Source organism: uncultured Capnocytophaga sp. (assembly GCF_937936315.1).
Lineage (GTDB): Bacteria > Bacteroidota > Bacteroidia > Flavobacteriales > Flavobacteriaceae > Capnocytophaga.
Genome location: NZ_CALGWU010000023.1, coordinates 107,303 through 133,223, shown reverse-complemented (window position 1 = coordinate 133,223; position 25,921 = coordinate 107,303). Strand labels below are relative to the sequence as shown.

Annotated in this window: 20 protein-coding genes and 4 tRNA genes; 20 read left to right on the top strand and 4 right to left on the bottom strand. The window is 35.0% G+C overall.

Annotation, left to right across the window (positions count from 1 at the left end):
- The first annotated feature begins 85 nt into the window (after window positions 1–85).
- From Q0162_RS03535 to Q0162_RS03500, 8 genes are all read left to right on the top strand, one after another.
- Window positions 86–2,179 (top strand): carboxy terminal-processing peptidase, encoded by a 2,094-nt coding sequence (locus tag Q0162_RS03535; RefSeq protein WP_297889281.1) that lies wholly within the window; start codon window positions 86–88, stop codon window positions 2,177–2,179.
- A gap of 273 nt (window positions 2,180–2,452) precedes the next feature.
- Entirely contained in the window at window positions 2,453–4,015 is a 1,563-nt protein-coding gene (locus Q0162_RS03530; RefSeq protein ID WP_297889176.1) for a mechanosensitive ion channel domain-containing protein, read from the top strand.
- Complete coding sequence (locus Q0162_RS03525) at window positions 4,015–5,058, top strand: heparan-alpha-glucosaminide N-acetyltransferase domain-containing protein (RefSeq protein ID WP_002678085.1); 1,044 nt, start codon at window positions 4,015–4,017, stop codon at window positions 5,056–5,058. Before Q0162_RS03530 ends, Q0162_RS03525 begins: the two co-directional genes overlap by 1 nt.
- A gap of 49 nt (window positions 5,059–5,107) precedes the next feature.
- Window positions 5,108–5,869 carry an endonuclease gene (locus Q0162_RS03520; RefSeq protein WP_278637165.1) on the top strand — a complete coding sequence of 254 codons (762 nt, stop codon included), beginning with the start codon at window positions 5,108–5,110 and terminating at the stop codon, window positions 5,867–5,869.
- A gap of 10 nt (window positions 5,870–5,879) precedes the next feature.
- Window positions 5,880–7,778 (top strand): ATP-dependent DNA helicase RecQ, encoded by a 1,899-nt coding sequence (locus Q0162_RS03515; RefSeq protein WP_297889169.1) that lies wholly within the window; start codon window positions 5,880–5,882, stop codon window positions 7,776–7,778.
- 98 nt (window positions 7,779–7,876) lie between these two features.
- The gene (locus tag Q0162_RS03510; RefSeq protein ID WP_297889166.1) at window positions 7,877–10,411 is read left to right on the top strand and encodes an ATP-dependent Clp protease ATP-binding subunit; all 2,535 of its coding nucleotides are present in this window, start codon (window positions 7,877–7,879) and stop codon (window positions 10,409–10,411) included.
- 22 nt (window positions 10,412–10,433) lie between these two features.
- Entirely contained in the window at window positions 10,434–11,321 is an 888-nt protein-coding gene (locus tag Q0162_RS03505) for an NlpC/P60 family protein (protein ID WP_314550971.1), read from the top strand.
- Window positions 11,318–13,228 (top strand): ComEC/Rec2 family competence protein, encoded by a 1,911-nt coding sequence (locus tag Q0162_RS03500; protein WP_297889161.1) that lies wholly within the window; start codon window positions 11,318–11,320, stop codon window positions 13,226–13,228. Before Q0162_RS03505 ends, Q0162_RS03500 begins: the two co-directional genes overlap by 4 nt.
- On the opposite strand, the gene Q0162_RS03495 is transcribed toward Q0162_RS03500, so the two are convergent.
- Window positions 13,214–13,918, bottom strand: coding sequence for a CDP-alcohol phosphatidyltransferase family protein (locus Q0162_RS03495; protein WP_297889159.1), 705 nt, complete (start codon window positions 13,916–13,918; stop codon window positions 13,214–13,216). The genes Q0162_RS03500 and Q0162_RS03495 overlap by 15 nt on opposite strands.
- A 1-nt stretch (window position 13,919) precedes the next feature.
- The gene (locus Q0162_RS03490) at window positions 13,920–14,756 is read right to left on the bottom strand and encodes an FKBP-type peptidyl-prolyl cis-trans isomerase (RefSeq protein WP_297889157.1); all 837 of its coding nucleotides are present in this window, start codon (window positions 14,754–14,756) and stop codon (window positions 13,920–13,922) included.
- A gap of 86 nt (window positions 14,757–14,842) precedes the next feature.
- Here Q0162_RS03490 and Q0162_RS03485 point away from each other — a divergent pair, with 86 nt between their 5' ends.
- The gene (locus Q0162_RS03485; RefSeq protein ID WP_095900459.1) at window positions 14,843–15,232 is read left to right on the top strand and encodes an RNA-binding S4 domain-containing protein; all 390 of its coding nucleotides are present in this window, start codon (window positions 14,843–14,845) and stop codon (window positions 15,230–15,232) included.
- A gap of 50 nt (window positions 15,233–15,282) precedes the next feature.
- Here Q0162_RS03485 and Q0162_RS03480 read toward each other — a convergent pair whose 3' ends face one another.
- Window positions 15,283–17,661: a thiamine pyrophosphate-dependent enzyme gene (locus tag Q0162_RS03480; RefSeq protein ID WP_297889155.1), complete on the bottom strand. Its 2,379-nt coding sequence runs from the start codon at window positions 17,659–17,661 to the stop codon at window positions 15,283–15,285.
- 405 nt (window positions 17,662–18,066) lie between these two features.
- Between Q0162_RS03480 and Q0162_RS03475 the strand changes: the two genes are divergently transcribed.
- From Q0162_RS03475 to Q0162_RS03440, 8 genes are all read left to right on the top strand, one after another.
- On the top strand, window positions 18,067–18,747 hold the full coding sequence (locus tag Q0162_RS03475) for a hypothetical protein (RefSeq protein ID WP_297889152.1): 681 nt from the start codon (window positions 18,067–18,069) through the stop codon (window positions 18,745–18,747).
- 78 nt (window positions 18,748–18,825) lie between these two features.
- A tRNA-Val gene (locus Q0162_RS03470) sits at window positions 18,826–18,900 on the top strand.
- A 42-nt stretch (window positions 18,901–18,942) separates the two neighbouring features.
- A tRNA-Val gene (locus Q0162_RS03465) sits at window positions 18,943–19,017 on the top strand.
- A gap of 42 nt (window positions 19,018–19,059) precedes the next feature.
- Window positions 19,060–19,134: transfer RNA gene (locus Q0162_RS03460), tRNA-Val, on the top strand.
- 70 nt (window positions 19,135–19,204) lie between these two features.
- Entirely contained in the window at window positions 19,205–19,903 is a 699-nt protein-coding gene (locus tag Q0162_RS03455) for a MotA/TolQ/ExbB proton channel family protein (protein ID WP_297889149.1), read from the top strand.
- Between the two features lie 26 nt (window positions 19,904–19,929).
- Window positions 19,930–20,316, top strand: a complete 387-nt coding sequence (locus Q0162_RS03450) for a biopolymer transporter ExbD (protein ID WP_297889146.1) — start codon at window positions 19,930–19,932, stop codon at window positions 20,314–20,316.
- Window positions 20,317–20,324: 8 nt separating this feature from the next.
- Complete coding sequence (locus Q0162_RS03445) at window positions 20,325–21,152, top strand: energy transducer TonB (RefSeq protein ID WP_297889143.1); 828 nt, start codon at window positions 20,325–20,327, stop codon at window positions 21,150–21,152.
- A gap of 96 nt (window positions 21,153–21,248) precedes the next feature.
- On the top strand, window positions 21,249–22,463 hold the full coding sequence (locus tag Q0162_RS03440) for a folylpolyglutamate synthase/dihydrofolate synthase family protein (RefSeq protein ID WP_297889140.1): 1,215 nt from the start codon (window positions 21,249–21,251) through the stop codon (window positions 22,461–22,463).
- Window positions 22,464–22,504: 41 nt separating this feature from the next.
- On the opposite strand, the gene mgtE is transcribed toward Q0162_RS03440, so the two are convergent.
- Window positions 22,505–23,860, bottom strand: a complete 1,356-nt coding sequence (gene mgtE, locus Q0162_RS03435) for a magnesium transporter (protein WP_002678011.1) — start codon at window positions 23,858–23,860, stop codon at window positions 22,505–22,507.
- A gap of 275 nt (window positions 23,861–24,135) precedes the next feature.
- Here mgtE and Q0162_RS03430 point away from each other — a divergent pair.
- The 3 genes from Q0162_RS03430 to queA all read left to right on the top strand — a co-directional run bounded on the left by Q0162_RS03430 (window position 24,136) and on the right by queA (window position 25,885).
- A tRNA-Pro gene (locus Q0162_RS03430) sits at window positions 24,136–24,208 on the top strand.
- A 37-nt stretch (window positions 24,209–24,245) separates the two neighbouring features.
- Window positions 24,246–24,809, top strand: coding sequence for a hypothetical protein (locus Q0162_RS03425; protein ID WP_297889133.1), 564 nt, complete (start codon window positions 24,246–24,248; stop codon window positions 24,807–24,809).
- Between the two features lie 26 nt (window positions 24,810–24,835).
- Complete coding sequence (queA, locus tag Q0162_RS03420; RefSeq protein ID WP_297889131.1) at window positions 24,836–25,885, top strand: tRNA preQ1(34) S-adenosylmethionine ribosyltransferase-isomerase QueA; 1,050 nt, start codon at window positions 24,836–24,838, stop codon at window positions 25,883–25,885.
- The last annotated feature ends 36 nt before the right edge of the window (window positions 25,886–25,921 follow it).

Genomic DNA, 25,921 nt, shown 5'->3' with positions numbered 1-25,921 from the left:
ATTAAAAAAACAGGATATATGAAAAATGTTAGCTAATTAGCTAACTACTATTTTCCATCCTAATAAAAACAAATAACATTTTATGATGAAGAATATTTCAGCAGCATTATTTTTATTATTTATCTCATTTGCTTCTTGTAGCTTTACAAGTAAAAAGTTCGACAATCCTAATAAGGATAAGGACACTGTACTATTAGAAATTATTGAGCACGTGCTCGAAAATGCTCATTTTAGTCCCGTGAAAATGGATGATGCTTTCTCTAAGAAAGTATTTGAAAGTTATCTAAAAAATATCGATGGACAAAAACGCTATTTACTCCAATCTGATATCAATGAGTTAAAAAAATACGAAACTCGTTTAGATGATGATTTGAAAAAAGGCGATATCTCTTTTTTCAATCTTTCTTACAATCGCCTTAAACAACGTATGAAAGAAGCTGAAGCCATTACTAAAGCTATTTTTGCTAAACCTATCAATCTCAACACCAATGAGACCATCAATACTGATTATGATAAATTGCCTTTTGTAAAAAATAAAGCTGAATTACAAAATCGATGGAAACAAGTTATCATTTTCACTACACTTTCTACTTACATCACTAAACAAAAAGAAGAAGCAACTAAGAAGGAAAAAGATGCTAAATATCAGCCTAAAAGTGACGAGGTTCTGAAAAAAGAATCTGTAGAGTCTACCCAAAAAACATTGGCTGATATGTTCAGTATGTACAACGACATTACTCGTGAAGAGTGGTTCGCTATGTTCGTGAATGCTATAACTGAAACTTTTGACCCTCACTCTAACTATATGGCGCCCGACATCAAAGAAGGTTTCGACCGCGATATGTCTGGTAAATTTGAAGGGATAGGCGCTCAATTACAAAAGAAAACTGATGGTATAGCTATTACTAATGTAATTTTAGGAGGACCTGTTTGGAAAGGTAAACTCTTAGAAGTAGGTGACCAAATCCTAAAAGTAGGTCAAGGTGCTGCCGAACCTGTTGATGTAGTTGGTATGCGTTTAGATGATGCTGTAAAGCTCATTAAAGGTCCTAAAGGTACCGAAGTACGCCTAACTGTAAAACGTGTAGATGGTACCATCGAAGTGGTTCCTATCATCCGCGATGTAGTAGAAATCGAAGAAACTTATGCTAAATCAGCTGTGATTACCGCTAATGGTAAACGTTATGGACTCATCAATCTTCCTAAATTCTATATCGATTTTGAAGATGTAAACCGTCGCAATGCTGCCACCGATGTTGCTCTTGAAATAGAGAAACTTAAAAAAGAAAATATTGATGGCTTGATTGTAGACTTACGCACTAATGGTGGTGGATCTCTAAAAACAGTTGTTGATATAGGAGGTCTTTTCATTCCTAAAGGGCCTATAGTTCAAGTAAAATCATCACGTGGTAGTCGCGATGTCCTTTCTGATAACGACCCTAAAACTCAATGGGATGGTTCTTTAGTAATTCTTACCAATGAACTTTCTGCTTCAGCCTCCGAAATTTTAGCAGCAGCTATGCAAGACTACAAACGTGCTATTATCATAGGTGGTAAACAAACCTTTGGTAAAGGTACCGTACAAAGTTTTGTAGACCTGAATGAATTCCTACGACAAAACAATTACGGCGACCTTGGTGCTTTGAAAATCACTATTCAAAAATTCTACCGTATCAACGGAGGATCTACTCAACTTAAAGGCGTTGAAAGCGACATTGTTGTACCCGATAAATATAAATATATTGATATAGGTGAACGTGATATGCCTAACGCTATGCCTTGGGACAAAATAGAACCTGCTAAGTATACCCCTTGGACAAACAATGCTAATTTTGATATGGCTATCGAAAACAGCAAAAAGCGTATTAGTGAAAATGAATACTTAAAACTAATTGATGAAAATGCTCAATGGGTAAAACAACAACAAAAAGATAATGTTTTCCCTCTCAACTATGAAGCTTATAAAAAAGTAATAGAGAAAAACGAAGAACAAGCTAAAAAATTTAAAGCAATTAGCGACTACAAATCTAACTTGAAATTCACTTCTGTTGCTTCTGATGAGGCTAAAATTAAAAATAGTGAAGAGTTAAAACTTCGCCGTGATCGTTGGCACGAAAGTCTTGAAAAAGATGTGTATATAGACGAAGCGGTAAAAGTTTTAGACGATTTAAACAAATAAAACAATAACTAACAGATTATAAAAACATTGGCTTAAACACTTTGCCAATGTTTTTTATTTTGGGTATATGAGATTTTTGTTATACCTTTGCACTATAGTTTTTCCTCTTTGCTAAATAAAATGCATTTTAAAATCTTTGCTTTTATATATTTATTTTGCGTTGCGTACACACAAGCACTGCAACCAGATAGTCTTTCTCAACAAGAAATTTGCAAAGAGTTAGAGATTTTTAAACAATTTCATCAAAAAGATTCTGTACGTATTGCTTTGTTGATGAATGAAATTCAAGAAATACTTCACAATGAAAATAATCAAAACAAAACATCTATTAAAAACCTACACACGAAAATGCGTGGGAAACCTATTGTTTTTGAAAATGACGCGCTTTACTATCTCTATTCTTCTTATGGAGCTTATAATATTGATACACGTGTAAAGTATATTGAAGATAAACTCAAAGAACTCTATAACAACCCTTTATTTGTTACAGATTCTATTAAGATAAAACCTTTAGGCGACTATCTAGCTATAACCTACAAAGGAAAAACTATTGCAGGAATTACAGCTGTAGATGCTCTTTGGGAAAATAGCACTCAAGCTGAATTAGCTCAAAAATATGCTGATGTAATAAAAAATACAATTGCAAAATACAAAGATGAAAACAGCTTAAAAAGTATTTTAATTCGTTTAGGGGAGTTATTATTGGTGCTCTTCATTGCTTTTGTTGTAGTATGGGCTATCAACCGATTATTTGATTTCTTAAAAAAAATTGCCCTCAACTCCGAGCATCATTTTCTCAGAGGCATTCGTATCCGAAACTATGAACTTATCAAAAAACAACGGGTCGTAAAAGCTTTGTTAAGATTACTTGCTATATTTCGCATAGTATTCTTGCTCTTTTTACTAATAACTATTATTCCTCTAATTTTTGACATTTTCCCCTCCACTCAATATCTATCAAAAATCATAGTACAATGGATTTCTGATCCTATAAAAAATGTAGGAAAAGCAATCACTGGGTATTTACCACATTTATTCTATATTGTAATCATTGCAGTTATCACTCGCTATTTATTAAAAATATTGCGCTTTTTCGCCTTAGAAATAGAACGTGGCATTCTGAAAATTAGAGGTTTTCACCCTGAATGGGCTCATACTACTTATGTACTTATACGTATGATGTTATGGGTACTAGCTTTAGTAATAATGTTTCCTCACTTACCTGGATCAGGTAGTGATGCCTTCAAAGGTATTTCAGTGTTCTTAGGGGTGCTAATTTCATTAGGATCTTCTTCTGCAATTTCTAATGCTATTGCAGGAATAGTAATTAGTTATATGTGCCCGTTCCAAGTAGGTGATTGGATAAAATCTAGAGATTTCATTGGAGCTGTGATAGAGAAAAACGCCTTAGTAACAAGATTAAAAACTATCAACAACGAGGATATAACAATTCCTAATTCGGCTATTTTGAGTGGAGCAACAATGAACTTTACCTCTATAGGTAAAAAATTAGGTTTAGCGTTAAACGTACAAGTAAAAGTACGCTATGATTATTCTGACAATTTAGTAGAAGAACTCCTTATAGAAGCGGCTTTGAAAACCAATGGCATTTCGCCTAAACCACATCCTTACATTTTTCAAATTTCGCTTGACGAATTGAATGCTGTATATGAACTCAATGCTTATACTTTTCATCCTGAAAATATGTATTTTATAAAATCTGATCTAACTAAAAATATCCAAAGTACTTTTAGACAAGCTAATATAGAGATATTCTCAACACAATACGTAGAAATAAGAACTCCCTTTTCAAATACTAAAAAACAAAATTCATAATGAAGCAACGACTCATTTTTATAGACGTTATACGCGCTTATGCCATCTGTATGATGTTACAAGGGCACTTTATTACTGCCCTACTCGCTGAACAATATTGTGACGAAAGTAATCCTTACTATCATATTTGGCATTATTTCACAGGTATTACTGCTCCTGTGTTCCTTACCATCTCTGGATTTATTTTTACCTATTTACTCATTCGTGAAGGAGAACGCAGTGGTGTAGGCTTCAAGAATCCTCGTGTTTTAAAAGGAGCTAAACGTGGTTTAATGCTTATTGTGGTAGCTTGTATTTTGCGTAAAAGTATTTATTTTGTAGATATATTGCATTGTATAGGGTTAGCACTCATTATAATGGTGGGACTTTATTTGTTAGCTCGAAATCACGTGAGGCACTTCCTTCCTGCAATGCTCATTGCTATTACCCTAATACTCTTTACTTTCAACGAAACTTATAACAAATATGAGTACTCTTGGTTACCTCAAGTTGTAGCAAATTATTTCACTCCTAAATATGGTACTTTCTTTACTATTTTTCCGTGGTTAGGTTTCGTAACCTTAGGAGGCTTTATGGGGTCTCTTTTCTATTATTTTAGAAATGCCAAACATCTATATATAGTATATACCTTACTACTTATTATTTTTGGTGCTATTTTTCACTTCCAATACCACACCTTTCACTTCTTATATAGTATTACAGGATGGACTCATTTTGAAAGTTTAGCACGTAATGGTTTTCTTTTCTTAAGGATGGGTGATACTCTCTGGACATTTGCAGTATTTGTAATCTTGCGAAATGTGCTTACTGCTCAATTCTTACAGCGTATCGGGCAAAATACTCTTTCTATTTACATTATCCATAGTATTGCGCTCTATCACTTTATTCCATATTTCAACTTAGACCATTATTTTCATAAGAGCCTAAATCCTAAGCAAGCTGTAATAGGTGCTATTCTCTTTGTGATTACTATACTCATCGTATCGTTCTACTATCATAAATTCAGTAAATACATAAAAGAAAAATATCCTAAAAACAATTGATAGAAAAATTAAAAATTTTCTTACATAAATTACTTAAAACTAAATACAAATGAAAAAGCTTTACATTTTATTATTTACAATATTCTTGTTAGCTTGCAATAACAAAGAACAAGCTCAAGAACGCCCTGTTACCCCTCCTAATAATATTATAGTGCCTAAAGCACTACAAAACTATTACAAAGGAATTCATTTTGCTAAAAATGGAAAAGCTTTGTACGATGATTTAGCGGTACTTACTATCAGCAAACATACTAATTTTTTAAGTTATTATGATCGTCACAAATACCTATACAAAGCCGATGCTAGTCTTAAAAATCCTGAAAATGTAGTATTAGTCTACACTGGGGAAGAGCGTTATTGGAAGGAATATAAGAGTGGTAGCAATAATTATGAACCTCAAACTTTCAACACCGAACATATTTTCCCTCAATCAAAATACAGTAAAGGAGATGCTAAAGGTGATTTGCACCACCTAAAAGCTTGTGATAGCAAGCTCAATAGCAGTAGAGGAAATATACCTTTTACCAATGGCTCTGGAAAAGCTGGACGTATCAATAGCGCTTGGTATCCTGGCGACGAATGGAAAGGTGATGTCGCTCGAATGATTATGTATATCAATTTGCGTTATAACGATAAAATCGACAATAAAATTGTTATAGGGGGAATTGAAACACTCTTAAAATGGAATGATGAAGACCCCGTTTCCGACCTTGAGCGCCAACGTAATAATGTAATTGAACAAGCCCAAGGCAACCGCAATCCGTTTATAGATTTTCCTCAATTAGCACGCTCTGTTTATAAAAATTACTAAGAGTAATACTATGGAAAATGAACCTCTATACACACTAAAAAAATATTGGGGATACGATAATTTTCGCAACTCTCAAGAAGCTGTAATCAAATCAGTTTTAGAAAGTAATGATACCTTAGCCTTATTGCCTACAGGTGGAGGAAAATCTATTACTTTCCAAGTACCCGCTATGATGCGCAAAGGTATATGTATAGTGGTCTCTCCACTGATAGCCCTGATGACCGACCAAGTTGAAGCGCTTAAAAACAGAGAAATACGTGCATTATCATTAGCCGGAGGTCTACCCTACCCCGAGTTAGAACGCCTGCTAAACAACGCTCTCTATGGGCAATACAAATTCTTATACCTTTCTCCTGAACGTCTACAACAAGAAGTCGTGCGTAATTACCTCAAAGTAATGCCTATCAATCTAATAGTGATAGATGAAGCTCATTGCGTATCGCTCTGGGGCAAGGATTTCCGCCCTGCTTATTTACAGTGTAAATGGCTCAAAGAACAATTCCCTAATATACCTTTATTAGCTCTCACCGCTTCTGCTACCCCTCAAGTACAACAAGATATTTTACATCAATTAGGCATCGAAAAAGCAAATGTAATTAGTACTTCTTTAGCTCGCCCTAATATAGCCTACAAAGTATATAAAGTAAAAAGCAAATTTCACCACCTTTTGCAACTGCTAAGAACAACCGAAGGTACAGTCATTATATATTTGCGAAGTAGAAATGGTTGTGTACAGTTAGCTCATTTGTTAGAAAGTCACGATATTTCAGCTACTTATTTCCACGGTGGACTCCCAGCTGAAGAAAAAAATAACAAACTGAGTATGTGGTTACTAAACGATGTACGTGTAATGGTAGCTACAAATGCCTTTGGTATGGGAATTGATAAACCCGATGTCCGTTGGGTGATTCATTGGGATATCCCTCAAACCTTAGAAGATTATTTCCAAGAGGCAGGACGTGCTGGTAGAGATGGCAACCCTGCCGAGGCTATCGTTTTCTACAACGAGGTAGATATAAAAAATGCCGAAAAACTTCTAAATGAATATCTTATAGACATTCCTTATCTAAAAATTGTTTATAGTAAGCTCAATAGTTACTTTCAAATAGCCATAGGAGAAGGTACTGAAAACACCTATAGTTTTCTATTTCCTGAATTTTGCAAACGCTATAATCTATTACCTTTAAAAACTTATAACGCTTTGCAAGTATTAGATAGGTTTTCCATTATTTCCTTCAACCACCATTTCTACAACAAGGTTACTTTCCAAATGAAAGCTACTCCTGAACAATTAGTGAAGTATATAACTACTCATCGATATATCAAAAATATTACGATTTATCTTATGAGGTGTTACGAACTAATTTTTCACTTCCCTGTAGAGTTAGAAATGGCCAAACTGATGGAACGTACCGAAAAATCCCATAAAGAAATTATGGGATATTTAGAAACTCTGCATAATGATGGAATAGGTGTTTTAAAATGTGACACTGCCGACATACAACTTATTTTTAATGTGCCTCGTGATGATGATCGCACTATCAATAGCATTGGCAAACATATCAAAGAGTATAACTATACCAAACAATTATTGCAAAACAAAGTATATCAATACTTAAAAGATGAAAATACTTGTCGAAGTATATTTCTATTAGAATATTTTGGCGAAAAAAAAGAAAACCGTTGTGGAATATGTTCCAATTGTACCACTCAATCTATTTCATCCAAAATAGACAAACAAAAATTAGAGTCTGATATTCTTCAATTGCTATCTTCTAAACCTTTCAATTGCAACGATTTGATGAATACACTTCCCTACCCTAACGATCAAATTGATGCTGCATTAGACAAACTTTTTGCGATGAAAAAAATAACGTTCAATATTTTTAATGAATTGTGCTTAAAATAAAATATTTTCAATGAGATTTTGTTTTATCATATTTATTTACTACCTTTGCCGTGTTTTAGCCCTATTATGGGATTTTAATACAAAAGGAGAATTTTACTATGAACGATAACTTTTCACCAAGAGTTAAAAGAATATTTACATATAGCAAAGAAGAAGCAGTACGTTTAGGGCAATCTACTGTAGGCACTGAGCATTTCATATTAGCAATACTACAAGAAAATGAAGGTAGCGCCATAAACTTATTGAATAATCTCAATATTGATATGGAAAGGCTCAGACAAAATATCCATACCCTTACTTCTGCTCGCGGTCTCAATCCGCCTAATTTCAATGCTGTTCACTTCACTGTTCAAGCTGAAAGAGCTATGCAAGCTACTTATTTAGAAGCGAAAAGAATGCAATCGGATGTGATAAATACGGCACATTTATTATTGAGTATTTTGCGCAATGAAAATGACCCTACTACAAAGGTTTTTAACAAATTAGGTGTAAACTACGAAACAGCACGCGACAGATTTTATCCTGTACAAGACGATAATAACTCAGAAATTTCTACTCCTACAATGCCTACTAATGAAGTAGACGAATACGACAGAGACTATCGCTTACCCCACGAAAACAGAAACAATAGAACTCAACAAGGACAAGGACAATACAACCAAAGAAAAAATACTATATTAGATAATTTCGGAAGAGACCTAACCTCTCTTGCCGAACAAGGCCAGTTAGACCCCGTAGTAGGACGTGATAAAGAAATAGAACGTGTATCTCAAATATTAAGCCGACGTAAGAAGAACAACCCTATTCTTATAGGTGAACCTGGTGTAGGGAAAAGTGCTATCGCTGAAGGATTAGCTTTACGTATTGTTCAGAGAAAAGTGGCACGTGTATTGTATAACAAACGTGTTGTTACTCTCGATTTAGCTTCTTTAGTTGCTGGCACAAAGTATCGCGGACAATTCGAAGAACGCCTTAAAGCTATAATGAATGAACTCGAAAAAAACAGAGATATTATTCTTTTTATAGATGAAATTCATACTTTAGTAGGCGCAGGAGGAGCTTCAGGAAGTTTAGATGCTTCAAATATGTTCAAACCTGCCTTAGCAAGAGGCGAAATACAATGTATTGGGGCTACCACTTTAGACGAGTACCGACAATCTATCGAAAAAGATGGCGCTTTAGAACGTCGATTCCAAAAAGTACTAGTAGAACCTACTAGTGTAGACGAAACCATTCAGATTCTTCAAAATATCAAAGCTAAATACGAAGAACACCACAATGTAATTTATACCGAAGATGCTATCGAGGCGTGTGTAAAACTCACCAATCGCTACCTCACCGATCGCTATTTACCTGATAAAGCTCTTGATGCCTTAGACGAAGCTGGAGCGCGAATCCATATTATGCAGGTAAAAGTACCTCAGTATATTTTAGACGTAGAAGAACGATTAGAACAAGCTACACAAGCTAAAAATAGAGCCGTTTCTCGTCAACAGTTTGAAGAAGCTGCACGCTTGCGCGATAATGAAAAATACATCGAAAAATCATTAATAGATCTCAACAAACGATGGGATGAGGATTCTAAACTACATCGCGACACAGTAACAGCTGAACATATCGCCGATGTCGTCTCTATGATGAGTGGCATCCCCGTGAATAGAATCGCTCAAACTGAAATCAACAAACTCTCTGGCTTATCTACTGCTATGAAATCTAAAATCATAGGACAAGATGAAGCTGTGGAAAAAGTTGTAAAATCTATCAAACGCAATCGTACAGGACTTAAAGACCCTAATAAACCTATAGGTTCCTTTATTTTCTTAGGACAAACAGGTGTTGGAAAAACTCAACTTGCTAAAGTACTCTCTAAAGAACTTTTTGATTCTGAAGATGCTATGGTGCGTATTGATATGAGTGAGTATATGGAAAAATTCTCTATCTCTCGACTCATAGGAGCACCTCCAGGATATATTGGATATGAAGAAGGTGGACAACTTACTGAAAAAATACGCCGCAAACCTTACTCTGTACTGCTTTTAGACGAAATTGAGAAAGCTCACCCTGATGTTTTCAATATGCTCTTGCAAGTATTAGACGATGGCTTCCTAACTGATAGCTTAGGACGAAAAATCGACTTTAGAAATACCATCATCATTATGACGTCTAACATAGGCGCTCGCCAAGTAAAAGAATTCGGACAAGGTGTTGGCTTTGGTACTTCTGCACGATTGGCTCAATCTGAGGCTAATGAAAAATCAATCGTTGAAAATGCTTTGAAAAAAGTTTTTGCACCCGAGTTTCTCAATCGTATCGATGATGTCATCACTTTCAACCCACTTAGTAAAGAAGACATCTTCAAAATCATTGATATTGAACTCTCTAAACTTTATTCTCGTATCAACGATTTAGGTTACCACGTAGAACTGAGCGAAAAAGCTAAAAACTTTATAGCTGATAAAGGTTACGACAAACAGTATGGAGCACGCCCTCTAAAACGTGCTATACAAAAGTATGTGGAAGATCTTTTAGCTGAAGAAATCGTATCCGACCAAATACATGAGGGAGATAGTATTCTATTTGATTTAGATGAAAAAGGAGAGAGTCTCCTTATAGCAGAAAAGACACTAATTTAATAACTTTATAACCTTTCTATTTATGTACATTTTAAGACTTTTAGGCCTATTTACACTACTTTTTTGTTTGTCTTCTTTTACAGAAGGTATACAAAAAAACGAGAAAAGCACTACTGTAAAAGTAAGTGCTGAAAATACTATGATAGTAAGTAAGAAACCTAAAAAGAAAACTTATAGCCCTCCTAAAAAGGGAAAAACTAAAGTTGCTACAACTACCACCAAAGGAAAAAAGACACCTCCTAAACATAGGGTAGCTCAACAAAGTGCAAAAAAGAAATCCATTGGCAAAAGTAAAAAAACAGTTGCTGCTAAAGGAAAAGCTCCTATAAAAGGGCGTGCAGTAGCTTCAAGAAATAAAAACCAAAAGAAATACACTCCTAAAAAAGCAAACCAGCTGTATGCTGAAAACACAGCTATTGCACAAGAAAATTTAGACGATGATTTGGAAGATGAAGAAATTCTTGAAGAAGCAGAAATTATTGATAATACTGATATAGCACTCCCTTCTTTATCAAAAAGTAAAGTTGATACTAAACAGCAAAAAATATTGCTAGACACTGCTTTTTCTTACTTAGGAACACCTTATCGTCACGGAGGAGTTACTCGTAAAGGAATGGATTGTTCTGGTTTTGTAAGTACTACTTTCAAATCTATAGCAGTACCTCTTTCTCGTTCTTCACAAGAGATGGCTACCCAAGGGCGAAAAATAAGTTTGGAAAATGTACAAGTAGGAGATCTGCTATTTTTTAAAACTACTAAGAGAAATAGAATTTCTCACGTAGGTATGGTAGTAGACATAGATGGTGATGTGAAGTTCATTCATTCTTCCTCTAAAAGAGGGGTTGTAATATCTTCATTAAGTGATGCTTATTACAAAAAAGCCTTTCGTATGGCAAAACGTGTAATGTGAGATTCGTAAATATTCCCATATTAACCATATTATTAGGACTCATAGGAGGGATTGCTATTACTGATGTAATAGTTCCCTCTTTTTTGTTTGCTTTAAGTAGTACTCTATGTTTGCTTTTTACTTTAACAATACATCATTTATTAACTACTAAACGATATGTTTTCCGTCACGGAATTCTATTACACGTAGGCATCACTTCTATAGCTGTAGGTATGCTAATAACAAACCTTCATACTCCTACTCATACCCCTAAACATTATACACAAATACTAAATACCAATGAATATTACACCTTAGAAGCCGAGATAATAGAATTAACTTCTCAAACCAATTATGGTACTACCTTTAAAGCTGAACTTTTAACAGCAAATTATAACAGTACTGAAGGTAAAATCTTGTGTTTTTTTCCTTCTAAAGCAATTAGCGATGATGTAAAACAATTAGCTCCAACCGATAGATTAATTTTTGTAGGAAAATATACACTTATACCACCTCCTAAAAATCCATATCAGTTTAATTATAAACGATATATGGAACGAAAAGGAGTATTGGGTCGGGCGGAAGTAATAACATTTTCTATTGTTAAAAATAATACAGTAGGTTTTATGGGAAATATTGAAAAAATGCGTTCTCATCTAACTGCTGTAATCAATCAAAATTTCAATCGCGAGTCTGCTGCCCTCTTAAATACATTACTCTTAGGAAAGCGTAGTGATTTAGATGAAAATATTTATCAACAATATGTAGATGCTGGTGCAGTACATATTTTAGCTATTTCGGGCTTACACGTCGGAATTATCACGGCTATACTTCTATTACTGCTGCAAAAAATGCCTAATTTGGGATTTTATCGCCCATTGCGATACTTCATCTTGTTAGCAGGATTGTGGACTTTTGCTTTAATAGCTGGGGCTTCTCCTTCTGTATTGAGAGCAACTATAATGTTTAGTTTCGTAGGGTTGGGTACCCTTATACGCCGAAAACAAGGGCGATTCGATGCTTTAATGCTCTCAATGTTGTTTTTGTTGCTTATCAATCCTTATTATTTATATGATGTAGGCTTCCAGTTGAGTTATGCAGCTGTATTTTCTATAATGAAATTTTACCCTGTAATGCGGAAATGGTGGCTACCTAAAAATAAATACATCCGATGGATTTGGTCTTTATTTTTGGTAGGATTATCTGCTCAAATAGTTGTTTTGCCCATCAGTTTATACTATTTTCATCAATTTCCTATTTTGTTCTTTGTTTCTAACTTGGTAGTAGTACCTTTGTTACAACCTATACTTATAGGAGGTATCATTGCTCTATGTTTGGGAGGTTTAGATATTTTGCCTTACCCTATAATTTTTGTCTTAGAAAAATTAATAACTCTGATGAACATTTTAGTAGCTTTTATAGCACATCAAGAAATGTTTATCATACGCAATATACCTTTCACAACTCCCCTACTTCTTTCTTCTTTAGTAATAGTACTAGTACTCATCATCTTTGTACATTATAGGAAATATAAAGTATTGGTAGCTCTTCTCGTTTCTGTACTTTTGTTTCAAGGGGTACTTTTCTATCACAAATACCAATTAGAAACTACCGAAGAAATGTTAGTATTTAGTAAGTACAAAGATAAGATAATCACTATTAGGCAAGGTAATAAACTGAGTGTCTATCAGGTCGATACAACTTCTATCAATCCAATGGTAAACAACTACATTAAAAACAAAGGCATTAGTGATATTACACTTTACAAAATGCCCTATATATTGCGCTTCAAACAAAAAAACTACTTGCTAATGGATAGTTTAGGGGTATACCCAAAATCCAAGCAAGTAGTTATTGATAGTGTTATCTTCTTACAAAAACCTAAAATCAATTTAGATAGAATGAAGCGTGATTTATCGCTTAGGTAGTAAGGAAAGAATAATATACAATAAAATGATTATAGGAACAGCAATCATTTTTAAACTTACAAGTAGAATAACACAAAGTGCTAAAAATATATACTTCAATGCATTATTCTTAAATGAATAATCACTGAACTTCAATGCAAAGAGGGCTATTTCAGCATTCAGTAAATATGCACTCAACAATGTAATTCCTAATAAAACCCAACTATTATGCAATAAACTATCAAATAGTTCTGTTGATTGGTATTGCATTATAAGCGGTAGAGAAAGGATAAACATTGTATTAGCTGGAGTAGGAAGCCCTATAAAACCAGAAGTTTGCCGCGTATCTATGTTAAAATTCGCCAATCGATAGGCTGATGCTAAAGTGATAAGAAAACCTATATAAGGTAAGTAGGCTGCCCAAGTTGTTGGATTTTCTACTACGTAACTACTTTGGTTAAACAACTGAAACATCGCAACACCTGGTACTACTCCTGAGGTAACCATATCAGCTAAAGAATCTAACTGTAACCCCATTTCTGATTTCACGTGTAGCAAACGGGCAAAAAAACCGTCAAAAAAATCAAGGAAAATACCTATCGCTACAAAGAGAGCTGTCCAATCAAGAGCTCCTCTTACAGCAAAAACAACCGCTACAGTTCCGCAAAAGAGGTTTCCTAAAGTAATTAAATTAGGGATATGCTTTTTCATTTTACTTACAATCGGCATCTAAATAATCAGGAAGATTTGATTGGTCTTTCTTCTCATCGCAATCAGGATAAGTAACCACTCCATAGTTATCACGTACAATTTCATCTTTAGATGGTTTGCCGTCGTGATCGTGATCGGCGTGACGAGCAGCGATAAGTCTTACTGTAAAAATTAAAGGTGAATAAGCTGGTATTTTTGCCTGAGTATTATTAAAGTAACCTAAACCTGCAGGAATAAAGAATACCCCTACTCCTCCATCGGTAGGAGCGGTAAGTGTACCATCGGAATTTTGAATAAGCTTTGTTAATGAAGGTTTTAGTTTAGCCACACCTTCTCTAAAACCTCTGATTGTGCCTGAAGGACGATTTGTAACAATATTTCCCAGTAAATCCATCCAATTAGATGATGATTGAGTTGTAGTTTCATCAAATACAGTTAAGTTGAGTAACTGACCTTTATAGTTTACATATACTGAGTCGGCAATAGAAGTGGTATGGGTGCTTGTACCTTCTTGTAATACCATATAATACAAGGTATGACGAATGCGATTATTGTTGGCATCAAATACATCTAATTCCATTTTCTTTAGATTACTATTATTAAAAATCGATTGTGAAACATTAGTTGTACTTGTGAAGGTAACAGCATCCGATATAGCTGCCGTAGCTGAATATGTGTAAGTATGTGTTTTTAAAAATGTTTCAATAGCTTGATTGTTTTCATTCCTCACTTCTGTAACATCTCTTGGTGGTGTTACATTAGAACTGTCGTTTTTCTTACAACCTATAGTTAATAGCAGAACTATTACACTGATGCTAAATAGAATTTTGTTTATCATATAAAATATTGTCTTATTTTTGGGGCGCAAGATGCAAATTATTTCTTACTTTTGCACCTCATTGTTATTTTTAAAATTATAAAAGAATGCGAATTGATAAATATTTATGGTGTGTACGTTACTTCAAAACACGCAATATTGCTACTGAAGCTTGTAAAAAAGGTCACATCAAAGTAAATGGCGAAACAGTAAAACCTTCACGTGAGATTTATAAAAACGACCAAATAGTAGTACGTAAAAACCAAATCAACTACCAATTAGAGGTTTTAGACATCCCTGAAAGTCGTGTGGGAGCTAAGTTAGTAGACCTTTATCGTCAAGATAACACACCTCCTGAAGCTTTTGAGCAAGCCGAAATACAAAAACTTGCTCAGGACTATTACCGCGAAAAAGGAGAAGGTCGCCCTACTAAAAAAGATCGCCGTGCTATTGATAATCTCTTAAATGATTTTCAAGAAGATAACGATGACGATTAAAATTCACTTTGTCAAAGTCCTAAAACTTTGACAAAGTGAAAAATACAATACTACAACAATGTAGGATATTTTGTAGGATTAACTTCGTGCATTATACTGTATATCTTCTCAATGATGCTATCGGCATTAGGTTTAGAGAAATAATCACCATCAGTTGCATAAGCAGGACGGTGATTACCTGCCGCCAAGGTTTGTGGTGCACTATCTAAATACTGATAAGCATTTTGTTCTTCCAAAATTTTCTGCAAAATATATGCCGAAGTAGCTCCAGGCATATCTTCATCAACTACTAATAGTCTGTTGGTTTTCTGTATGCTCTTCACTATATCGTGACGCACATCAAATGGTGCTAATGATTGTACATCAATAATTTCAATATCAATACCCAAGGCAGCCAATTCATCAGCAACCTCACACACAATACGCAAAGTAGACCCGTAAGATACTACAGTAATATCTTTTCCTTCACGAAGTGTTTCTACTACTCCTATAGGAGTCTTAAACTCAGTGAGATTACTAGGCAACGCTTCTTTCAAGCGATAACCATTGAGGCATTCCACCACTACAGCTGGTTGATTACCCTCCAAGAGTGTATTGTAGAAGCCCGCTGCTTTCACCATATTACGTGGGGTGAGAATATACATTCCTCTTAAAGAAGCCAACAATACCCCCATAGGTGAACCCGCATGCCAAATACCTTGCAAACGATGTCCTCTCGTTCTGATAATAAGAGGTGCCATTTGCTTACCAAAAGTGCGATAGTGCAAACTGGCTAAATCATCACTTAGCGTTTGTAATCCATAAAGAATATAGTCTAAATACTGAATTTCAGCAATTGGGCGTAAACCTCGCATTGCCATACCTATACCTTGTCCCACTATAGCTGTTTCACGAATACTTGTATCAGCTACTCTTACAGCTCCGTATTTCTTTTGCAAACCTTCTAATCCTTGGTTTACATCACCTATATTACCTACATCCTCCCCAAATATCAAAAGATTAGGATATTTAGTAAGTAAAGCATCAAAATTCTCTCTCAATACAATACGCCCATCTACAAGTTCTTCTGATGCGTCATAAGTAGGAAGTACCTCTGCTATATGAATAGGATTTTGCTCATTCTCTGTGTGGAGAAATCGACTATATTTAGGCTCATTTTCCTTTATGTAGTTCTTTATCCATTCTTGTAAAGGAAGTATTTTATTTTCACCCTCTGGTAATAACAATCTCAAGGCTTTTCTCGCACTACTCAACACATCTTTGCGATTAGGTAAAGCTACTTCCAAAAGAGATTTTGATAAACTCTTTACTCTTTCTTTTATAGTATTATCGTTCGTATTGGTTAACAATGAGGAGAGAAGAGCTACAAGTTCTTTTCTTTCTTTTTCAATAGGTTTAATATAAGCTTCCCAAGCTCTTTTTTTACCTTCATTCACACGTTTCTTAGCTTGTTGTTCTATAGCTACCAATTCTTCTTGAGTAGCATATTTTTCAGCTAAAATCCATTCGCGCATTTTGGTAATACAGTCAAATTCTTTTTCCCACTGAAGTCGTTCAGCACTTTTGTAACGCTCGTGTGAGCCTGAAGTTGAGTGTCCTTGAGGTTGAGTAAGTTCTTTCACGTGTACTAATACGGGTATATGTTCCTCACGGGCTATTTTGGCTGCCTTTTGGTAAATGTCATACAAAGTAGGATAATCCCAACCATTAGCAACAAATAGTTCAAACCCTTTGTGTTTTTTATCACGCACAAAACCTTTTAAAGCTTCTGAAATACTTTGTTTAATAGTGTGAAATTCTTTAGGAACTGAAATGCCATACTCATCATCCCAAACCGACATTACTAAGGGTACTTGCATTACCCCCGCCGCATTAAGGATTTCAAAAAAGTGTCCTTCGCTAGTACTCGCATTACCAATAGTTCCCCAAGCTACTTCATTACCGTGATTTGAGAAACCTTTACTTTCTGCATTAGGTAAGTCGCGATACACTTTAGAAGCTTGTGCTAAACCTAACAATCGAGGCATTTGACCAGCAGTACACGATATATCACTACTGCTATTCTTTTGTTTTAATAAATCTTTCCAATGTCCTTCATCATCTAAACTATGGGTAGCAAAGTGCCCCCCCATTTGGCGTCCAGCACTGGTAGGGTCTGCCTCTATGTCAGCGTGTGCATATATCCCTGCAAAGAAATTCTCTACAGTATGTACGCCAAGAGCCATCATTAGTGTTTGATCGCGATAATAACCGCTCCTGAAATCACCATCTTGAAAAGCTCTTGCTAAAGCTACCTGAGGCACCTCTTTTCCTTCCCCAAAAATACCAAATTTAGCTTTACCTGTAAGCACTTCTTTTCTTCCCATCAAGCTGCATTCTCTACTGAGAACAGCGATGCCATAGTCTTCTAGAATATCTTCTTTTTTCATCGGTTTATCCTCTTTTAATAGTTTTAAAAAAAATTAATATAGAGTGGTTTATTTTGTTTGAATAAAAAATATTGGGCAAATGTAATACTTTTTTAAAAGTAAACAAAAGAAAAGTATTTTAATTTTCGATTTTAGTGATAGTTATATATACTAGTGTCTTGCTTCACAAAAAGAAAAATCTCAAAGAAACCATCATCTATCTATACAAAAGACACTGATATAAAAGCTCTTATATAAAAATAATATAATGAACTCAATTGTTAATTTTCAATTATTTCTTATCTTTGCCAAATGAAACATACAATTCTTTTTTTCGTTTTTGTAATATTATTGACAAATTGTCAATAGGAAAAAACTATTAGCATACAGAAGGGGACTACTACTCAAAGTAACACTGCTATAGTTATGTCTATTGATAGCACTGTTGTCGCAAAAGCTAATACCACTGAACCTAAAATTAAAGTCTCAAAAAATGATAGCTTATTAAAAATCTTGCAAGAAAAATATGGTGAGGACTACGAGAGTTATCAAAGAGCTGTACGAAAATTAGTTTTGCAACAAATGAAATACAGTATTCTAAAAAATACCTATTTAGAAGAGTTTTACTTACAAGGATTCGCTAAGACTACTAAGGACAGTATCAAAGTACATTTGCCTTTCAATCTTCACACTTTCGATTGTGGAGCCCCCGATTGTTATACTACCGAAGTGAGTTTTCGTCTAACAAACGAAAAACCTATTGTATTCCCCGATTCACTTCCTTTCTACGAAGAGCAATGGGGATGTATGGAAAAGTATCAATTCAGTGATGTTTATGAACTTATAGAAGCTACAGATAAACACGTAATTTACCATTGTCCTACAAAACGACGTACTTTAGTGCTTTATTTTCCTAAAATTAAGGGTAGTTGGAGCGGTGATGCTTATTATTTTGCAGGAGTAGGTCGAAAGAGATTTAATGGTAAAAATATCTATACAGTACACGAGAATTACAACGATAACAAACCTGAAAATGAATGGAATAAAGCTCCTTATATGATTACTAATTTCAACCGATTAGAATACGAATTTATGCTAAAAGAATAAATATTTTTTTATTTTTTTCACGAAAAAATTTGGAGGTTTCAAAAAAAGTAGTACCTTTGCACCCGATTTAAAACATAAGGGTTCTTAGCTCAGCTGGTTCAGAGCATCTGCCTTACAAGCAGAGGGTCACTGGTTCGAATCCAGTAGGACCCACTTTTGTTTAGTTTTTTCAAAGTTAATTACAATTTAATGTTAGGGTTCTTAGCTCAGCTGGTTCAGAGCATCTGCCTTACAAGCAGAGGGTCACTGGTTCGAATCCAGTAGGACCCACTTTTGTTTAGTTTTTTCAAAGTTAATTACAATTTAATGTTAGGGTTCTTAGCTCAGCTGGTTCAGAGCATCTGCCTTACAAGCAGAGGGTCACTGGTTCGAATCCAGTAGAGTCCACTAAAAGCTACTCGGATACTGAGTAGCTTTTTTACTTTTACAAAAATTATAAACAGAAAACTAAGAAAATATGTTAGGATTACAAACTTCTGTAGATGTTGCTACAACTGCGACCGACACTGTTCCTGTACAAGAAAAAACACTTTCTATAATGGATATTATTGTAGATGGTGGTACAGGTAGCATTATTATTATTGCTGTTCTTTTTATTATGCTTGCTGTGGCTCTTTTCCTCTATTTTGAGCGGTTGTTTGCCATTAAAGCAGCTTCTAAGGTGGATAAAACTTTTATGTATAAGATACGTGATTGTATCTCAGCGGGACGTTTGGATGCTGCTAAAATGCTTTGTGTGCAATCCAATACCCCTGTAGCACGTCTTATTGAAAAAGGAGTGTCACGCATAGGAAAACCACTTGAAGATATCAACAAGGCTATTGAAAACGCAGGTACTTTAGAAGTATATAAACTTGAAAAGAACACTGCTATTTTAGCTACTATTGCAGGTGCAGGACCTATGATTGGATTCTTAGGTACGGTTGTTGGCATGATTTTATCGTTCCACGAGATGGCATCTGCAGGTGGACAAGCAGAGATGGGATCATTAGCTAGTGGTATTTATACAGCTATGGCTACTACTGTAGCGGGGCTTATTGTTGGGATTATCGCTTATGTAGGCTACAACCACCTAGTAGTAAAAACTGACAAAGTGGTACACCTAATGGAAGCCAATGCAGTTGAATTCTTAGACTTGTTGAACGAACCTCTATAGGTTTCAAAAAAACTACTTATACAATTATGAAATTAAAAGGTAGAAACAAAGTAAGTCCAGAGTTCAGTATGTCGTCTATGACGGACATCGTATTCTTGTTGTTAGTATTTTTTATGATTACTTCCAACAGCCCTAATGCGCTTGATTTACTATTACCTAAAGCAAAAGGGAAAAGTACAAATATACAAAATGTTTCTGTGAACATAGACAAAGATTTAAATTTTTTTATTGACAAGAAACCTATTTCAGTAGAAAATCTTGATACAGAACTTAAATCAGCACTCAAAGGAGTAGAAAACCCTACTATTATTTTGCGTGTAGAAGAAAGTGTGCCTATTGAAAATGCGGTAACTGTGATGGATGTAGCAAATCAAAACCAATTTAAGGTTATTTTGGCTGTACGTCCGAAATAGAAAAGTATATGAATTTATTGGATACAGAACATAAACGTAAAGCCTTAGCACTCACTACTGTCGTGATGTGTTTGGTAATCTTTATCCTATTTTTTGCAGGAATGAAGTACTTAGATCCTCCCCCAGAGAAAGGTGTAGAAGTTATCTATGGGGTAGATGAAATAGGAATGGGAGAGCGTACGCCCCCACCAAGTGCTGCCAAACAAGAGCAAAATCAAACTCAACCACAAACTCAGCCGGAAGAGAGTACTTCACAAGAGGTGAAAGAAAACCTTTTGGCTCAAGACAACAATGAGGAAGTTTCTGTACCTGAAGTACCTAAAAAGAAAGAAAAGAAGAAAGAAACTCCTAAAAAAGACCCTCCTAAAGAATCGCCTAAACCTGCTCCTAAGCCTTCACGAGAAACCTCAGATGCACTTTCTAATATTTTAGGAGCTGCTAATGCTGGAGGTAGCGGTACCGCTGGACAAGGCGATGGCAACCAACCTGGCTATCAAGGACAGATAGATGGAAGTCAGTATGCTAATTCTTACTATGGATCAGGTGGAGGTAGTGGTTCAGGTAAAGGCTGGGGACTCAATGGTCGCTCTATCGCTTCACAAGGTAAAGTACCTCAAAACTGTAATGAGGAAGGACGTGTAGTTGTACAGATAGAAGTAGACCGCAGTGGTAAAGTAGTGAAAGCTACAGCAGGTGTAAAAGGAACTACTAATTCAGCTCCTTGTTTATTAGAAGCTGCTCGAAAAACAGCTGCTATGCATCGATGGAATGCTGATGACAATGCACCTGCACGACAAATAGGTTTTATTGTTATTAACTTTAAACTTGGAGAATAAAAAATCAATTAATATTTAACAAGAATGAGATAATGGTTATACTATAACTAATTATCTCATTTTTGATTGTACAACAACTAAAAACTATCTTTTACATTGAATTATCAAGAAACTCTTTCGTGGATGTTCAACCGTTTACCAATGTTTCAAACACAAGGTAGAATTGCTTTGAACAACAAATTAGATAATATCCTCGCCTTCACTTTGGCATTAGGAAACCCTCAAACAAAATTTAAAAGTTTGCATATTGCTGGTACTAACGGCAAAGGCTCTTCTAGTAGTATGCTCGCCTCTATTTTGCAAGAGGCAGGATATAAGGTAGGATTATATACTTCTCCTCATCTCAAAGACTTCCGTGAGCGCATTAAAATTGATGGAAAAGAAATCCCTGAAGAGTATGTGGTGAATTTTATAACTGAAAACAGACCTTTCTTGGAAGAACATTCTCTATCATTTTTTGAAATGACTGTAGGAATGGCTTTCAGCTATTTTGCTAAAGAAAATGTAGATATTGCTGTAATAGAGGTAGGCTTAGGAGGTCGTTTTGATTCCACTAATATCATCTCTCCTGAAGTTTCTCTTATTACTAATATTTCCAAAGATCATACAGATATTTTAGGAGATACATTGCCTAAAATAGCTTTTGAAAAAGCTGGTATTATCAAACAAAATGTACCTGTAGTAATCAGTGAATATCAAGAGGAAACAGCTCCCGTCTTCACAGCAAGAGCTAAAGAAATGAAGGCTCCTATTATTTTTGCCAATCACATAGAAACTTCTCTTACAACCGACTTGCAAGGTGCTTACCAAGAGAAAAACATTAAAGGAGTAATAGCTGTTATTGAATTGCTTATTCACCAAGGGTGGGATATTACTTCAGAGAATATTGCACAAGGACTTCTACATGTAGTGCGCAATACAAACCTAAAAGGTCGTTGGCAAACCCTTAGTTCTTACCCTACTATAGTATGTGATACAGGACATAATGTGGGCGGACTTACTTATGTGATGAAACAACTCAAAAAGCAAACCTATACACACCTTCATATAGTTGTAGGTTTTGTAAAGGAAAAAAATGTAAATAGTGTTTTAGAACTTTTTCCAAAAGAAGCTACCTATTATTTTTGTAGTCCTGCTATTGCAAGAGGGCTTAATGTCAACACATTAAAGGAAATTGCTACTGCAAAAGGACTACAAGGAGAGGCGTATTCTTCAGTTGCAGAAGCCTTAAATGTCGCTAAAGCACAAGCGCTTCCTACCGACTTTATCTTTGTAGGAGGAAGCACTTTTGTAGTTGCAGAAGTAGTGTAAAATAACAAAAAGTGAATATTGAAAAACAAATAAAGGTTGTTTTAAAACCCTAATATCATTTTTGCAATAAAAAAGTAAATCAAAATACCCAAAACATCGTTGCTGGTAGTGATAAATGGACCCGTAGCAACCGCTGGGTCAATACCGCGTTTGTGGAGAAGTATCGGAATAAAAGTACCTATCACAGCAGCATTTACAATCACTGTTATGAGTGCTATGGCTACTGTAATACTTACCAAATATTCAGCTTTAAAAGCAAAATGGCTTACTAATATCACTATTCCTGCAATAGTTCCCCCGTTGATGAGTCCTAATAGAAATTCTTTAAGCAATCGCTTGATAAGTTCGCCATCGATAGAATTATTCGCCAACCCTTGTACTATTATCGCTGATGATTGTACCCCCACATTTCCCGCAGTAGCTTGAATAAGCGGAATGAATATCAATAATATAGGGTAAACCATCATCGTATCCTGAAAACCATTGATAATACTCGCTGCTCCTAATCCTCCAAACATTCCAATAAGTAACCAAGGCAAGCGCGCTTTAGTGAGTTTCCATATATTATCATCTGCCTCTACATCATTGGTGATACCCGCTGCTAATTGATAGTCTTTTTCAGCTTCTTCTCTAATTACATCCACCACGTCATCAATAGTGATACGTCCTACAAGGCGTTTCATCTCATCCACTACAGGAATGGCTTCTAAGTCATACTTACTCATTATGTGAGCTACTTCTTCAGCAGTATCAGTAACATATACGTAGTCTACTTTTGGAATATAAATATCTTTCACTTCTGATCGTGTGGAAGTAGTAAGCAAATCTTTAAGTGAAAGTCTGCCTTTTAGCACATCATTATCATCTACCACATAAATAGAATGTACACGAGTAACATGAGCCGCTTGTTCTCGCATTTCTTTCACACATTTGAGTACATTCCAATTCTCATTTACCTTTACGAGCTCCTTCGCCATTAGTCCCCCAGCAGTATCTTCATCATAACGAAGCAAATCTACGATATCTTTTGCATGTTCTACATCCTTGATATGCGAAATAACTTCTGTTTTTCTATCTTCTGGCAGTTCAGAAATGATATCTACAGCATCGTCGGTGTCTAACTCGATAATTTCATCAGCAATTTCTTTTGCTGAAAGATTTTTTAAGATATTTTCGCGGTAATCATCGTCTAATTCAGTGAGTACATCCGATGTTTTTTGTGCATCTATAAGACGAATAATATATACTCCCTCTTCAGTATCTAATTCGTGAATGATTTCTGCTATATCAGCATAGTGCAAATCACTTAGGAGGGTTGTTAGTTCTTTATTTTGTTTTTGTTCAATGAGTTGCTGAATCTTTTCAATGAGCTCATCTGTTATCTTAAAAGTTGTCATATTATCTCCTAAATTCTATTTTTGCAAAATTATAAAATAATTGTGAATACGGAATAAAGAATCCGAAATATTTTATATTTTAAAAAAGTTAATTTGTATTTTGAATATTGAGAGAAATAGATAAAACAACTCTATAAATTTGCTAATATAATTATAATACATAAATCATAGATTCAGATTATCAGACAAATAAATTGCATAGATAAATTTTTTGTTTTTATTTATTTGGTAGTTTCGACAAAAAGTAATACTTTTGCACACTGAAAAATAAAAATCGGGATGTGGCGCAGTTGGTAGCGTACACGTATGGGGTGCGTGTGGTCGCTGGTTCGAGTCCAGTCATCCCGACTTTTTTCTTTTTACACAATAGCTTTTTTATAAAGAAATGAACAAAGTTTATTTTCTTTTTTTATTTTCCCTATTCACCTTTATTTCTCAGGCACAAACTCTTAAAAACAATTTTGTTATAGGAGCGCAACTTCCTTTTTTATATAATAACCGAGAAAAACCAGATAACGACTCTTCTTCATCAACTTCTTTATCTTTTCGCCCACATATAAATGTATATGTTCAAGCCGATAGATATGATGCTGAAAAGTATGGACGATTGTCTAAATTTAGTACTCGTGTAGATTATACTTTCCTGCAAACTCAACAAAATGATGATTACGATCGTTATAATCATATTCATCAAGTATCTTTTCTCTATATTTTAGGTGGAATGCACAAAACTAATGGTTTGCAAGTAGGTATAGGTCCTAACATCAACTTTGGAGATGCAAAAGGGATAAATGCACGCTTGTTTTTAGGAGGTTATGGTGAGTGGAAAAGATTTATAGGTAGTGTAGATATCAACTTCTATATTCCTAATGCTAAAAGAAAAGAAGGTATCCCAAGTGATAATTATAAATATGGGCACATAGCCATAGGTGTGGGATACCGTTTATAAACTAACAATAATTTTGTAGAAAATATATGAAACTTTCAAACTTTAATTTTGATCTTCCTAAAGAGTTATTAGCTGAATATCCCAGCGAAAACCGCGATGAAGCTCGCCTAATGGTGGTACATCGCAAAACAGGAGAAATTGAACACAAGTCGTTCAAAGATGTAATTGATTATTTTGATGATGGCGATGTGTTTGTACTCAACAACACCAAAGTATTCCCAGCTCGCTTATATGGTAATAAAGAAAAAACTAAAGCAAAAATAGAAGTTTTTTTATTACGTGAATTGAGCGCTGAACAACGTTTATGGGATGTACTTGTTGATCCTGCTCGCAAAATACGTATAGGCAATAAACTCTACTTTGGTAAAAATGCCGAATTAGTAGCCGAGGTAATCGACAATACGACCTCTCGTGGTCGTACCCTTCGTTTCTTATATGATGGCACCTATGAAGAGTTTCGTCAACATCTCACTGAGCTCGGACAAACTCCACTACCTAAATACATTTCTCGTCCTGTAGAACCTGAAGACGAAGAGCGTTACCAAACTATTTACGCTAAACATGAAGGTGCTGTAGCAGCTCCTACAGCTGGCCTGCACTTTTCTAAACACTTGATGAAACGCTTAGAAATTAAAGGTATTAACTTTGCTGAAGTAACATTACACGTTGGTTTAGGAACTTTCAATCCTGTGGAGGTAGAAGACCTTTCTAAACACAAAATGGATAGTGAAGAGATACATATTCCTGAAAGCCAGACAAAAGTTATCAATACTGCTAAAGAAAATAAAAAACGTGTATGTGCAGTAGGGACAACTGTAATGCGTGTATTAGAAAGTTCAGTATCTTCAGATGGCTTCGTAAATCCATTTGATGGATGGACAAATAAATTTATTTTCCCTCCTTACAATTTTAGTGTTGCCAATGCGATGATCACTAATTTCCACACTCCTAAATCTACTTTACTGATGATGGTATCTGCTTTTGCTGGTCACGATCTCATTATGCGTGCCTATAAAGAAGCTGTAGAACAAAAATACAAGTTTTATTCTTATGGCGATGCAATGCTAATCTTGTAAAAATCAATAACTAAAAATAATCATTAATGAAAAAAA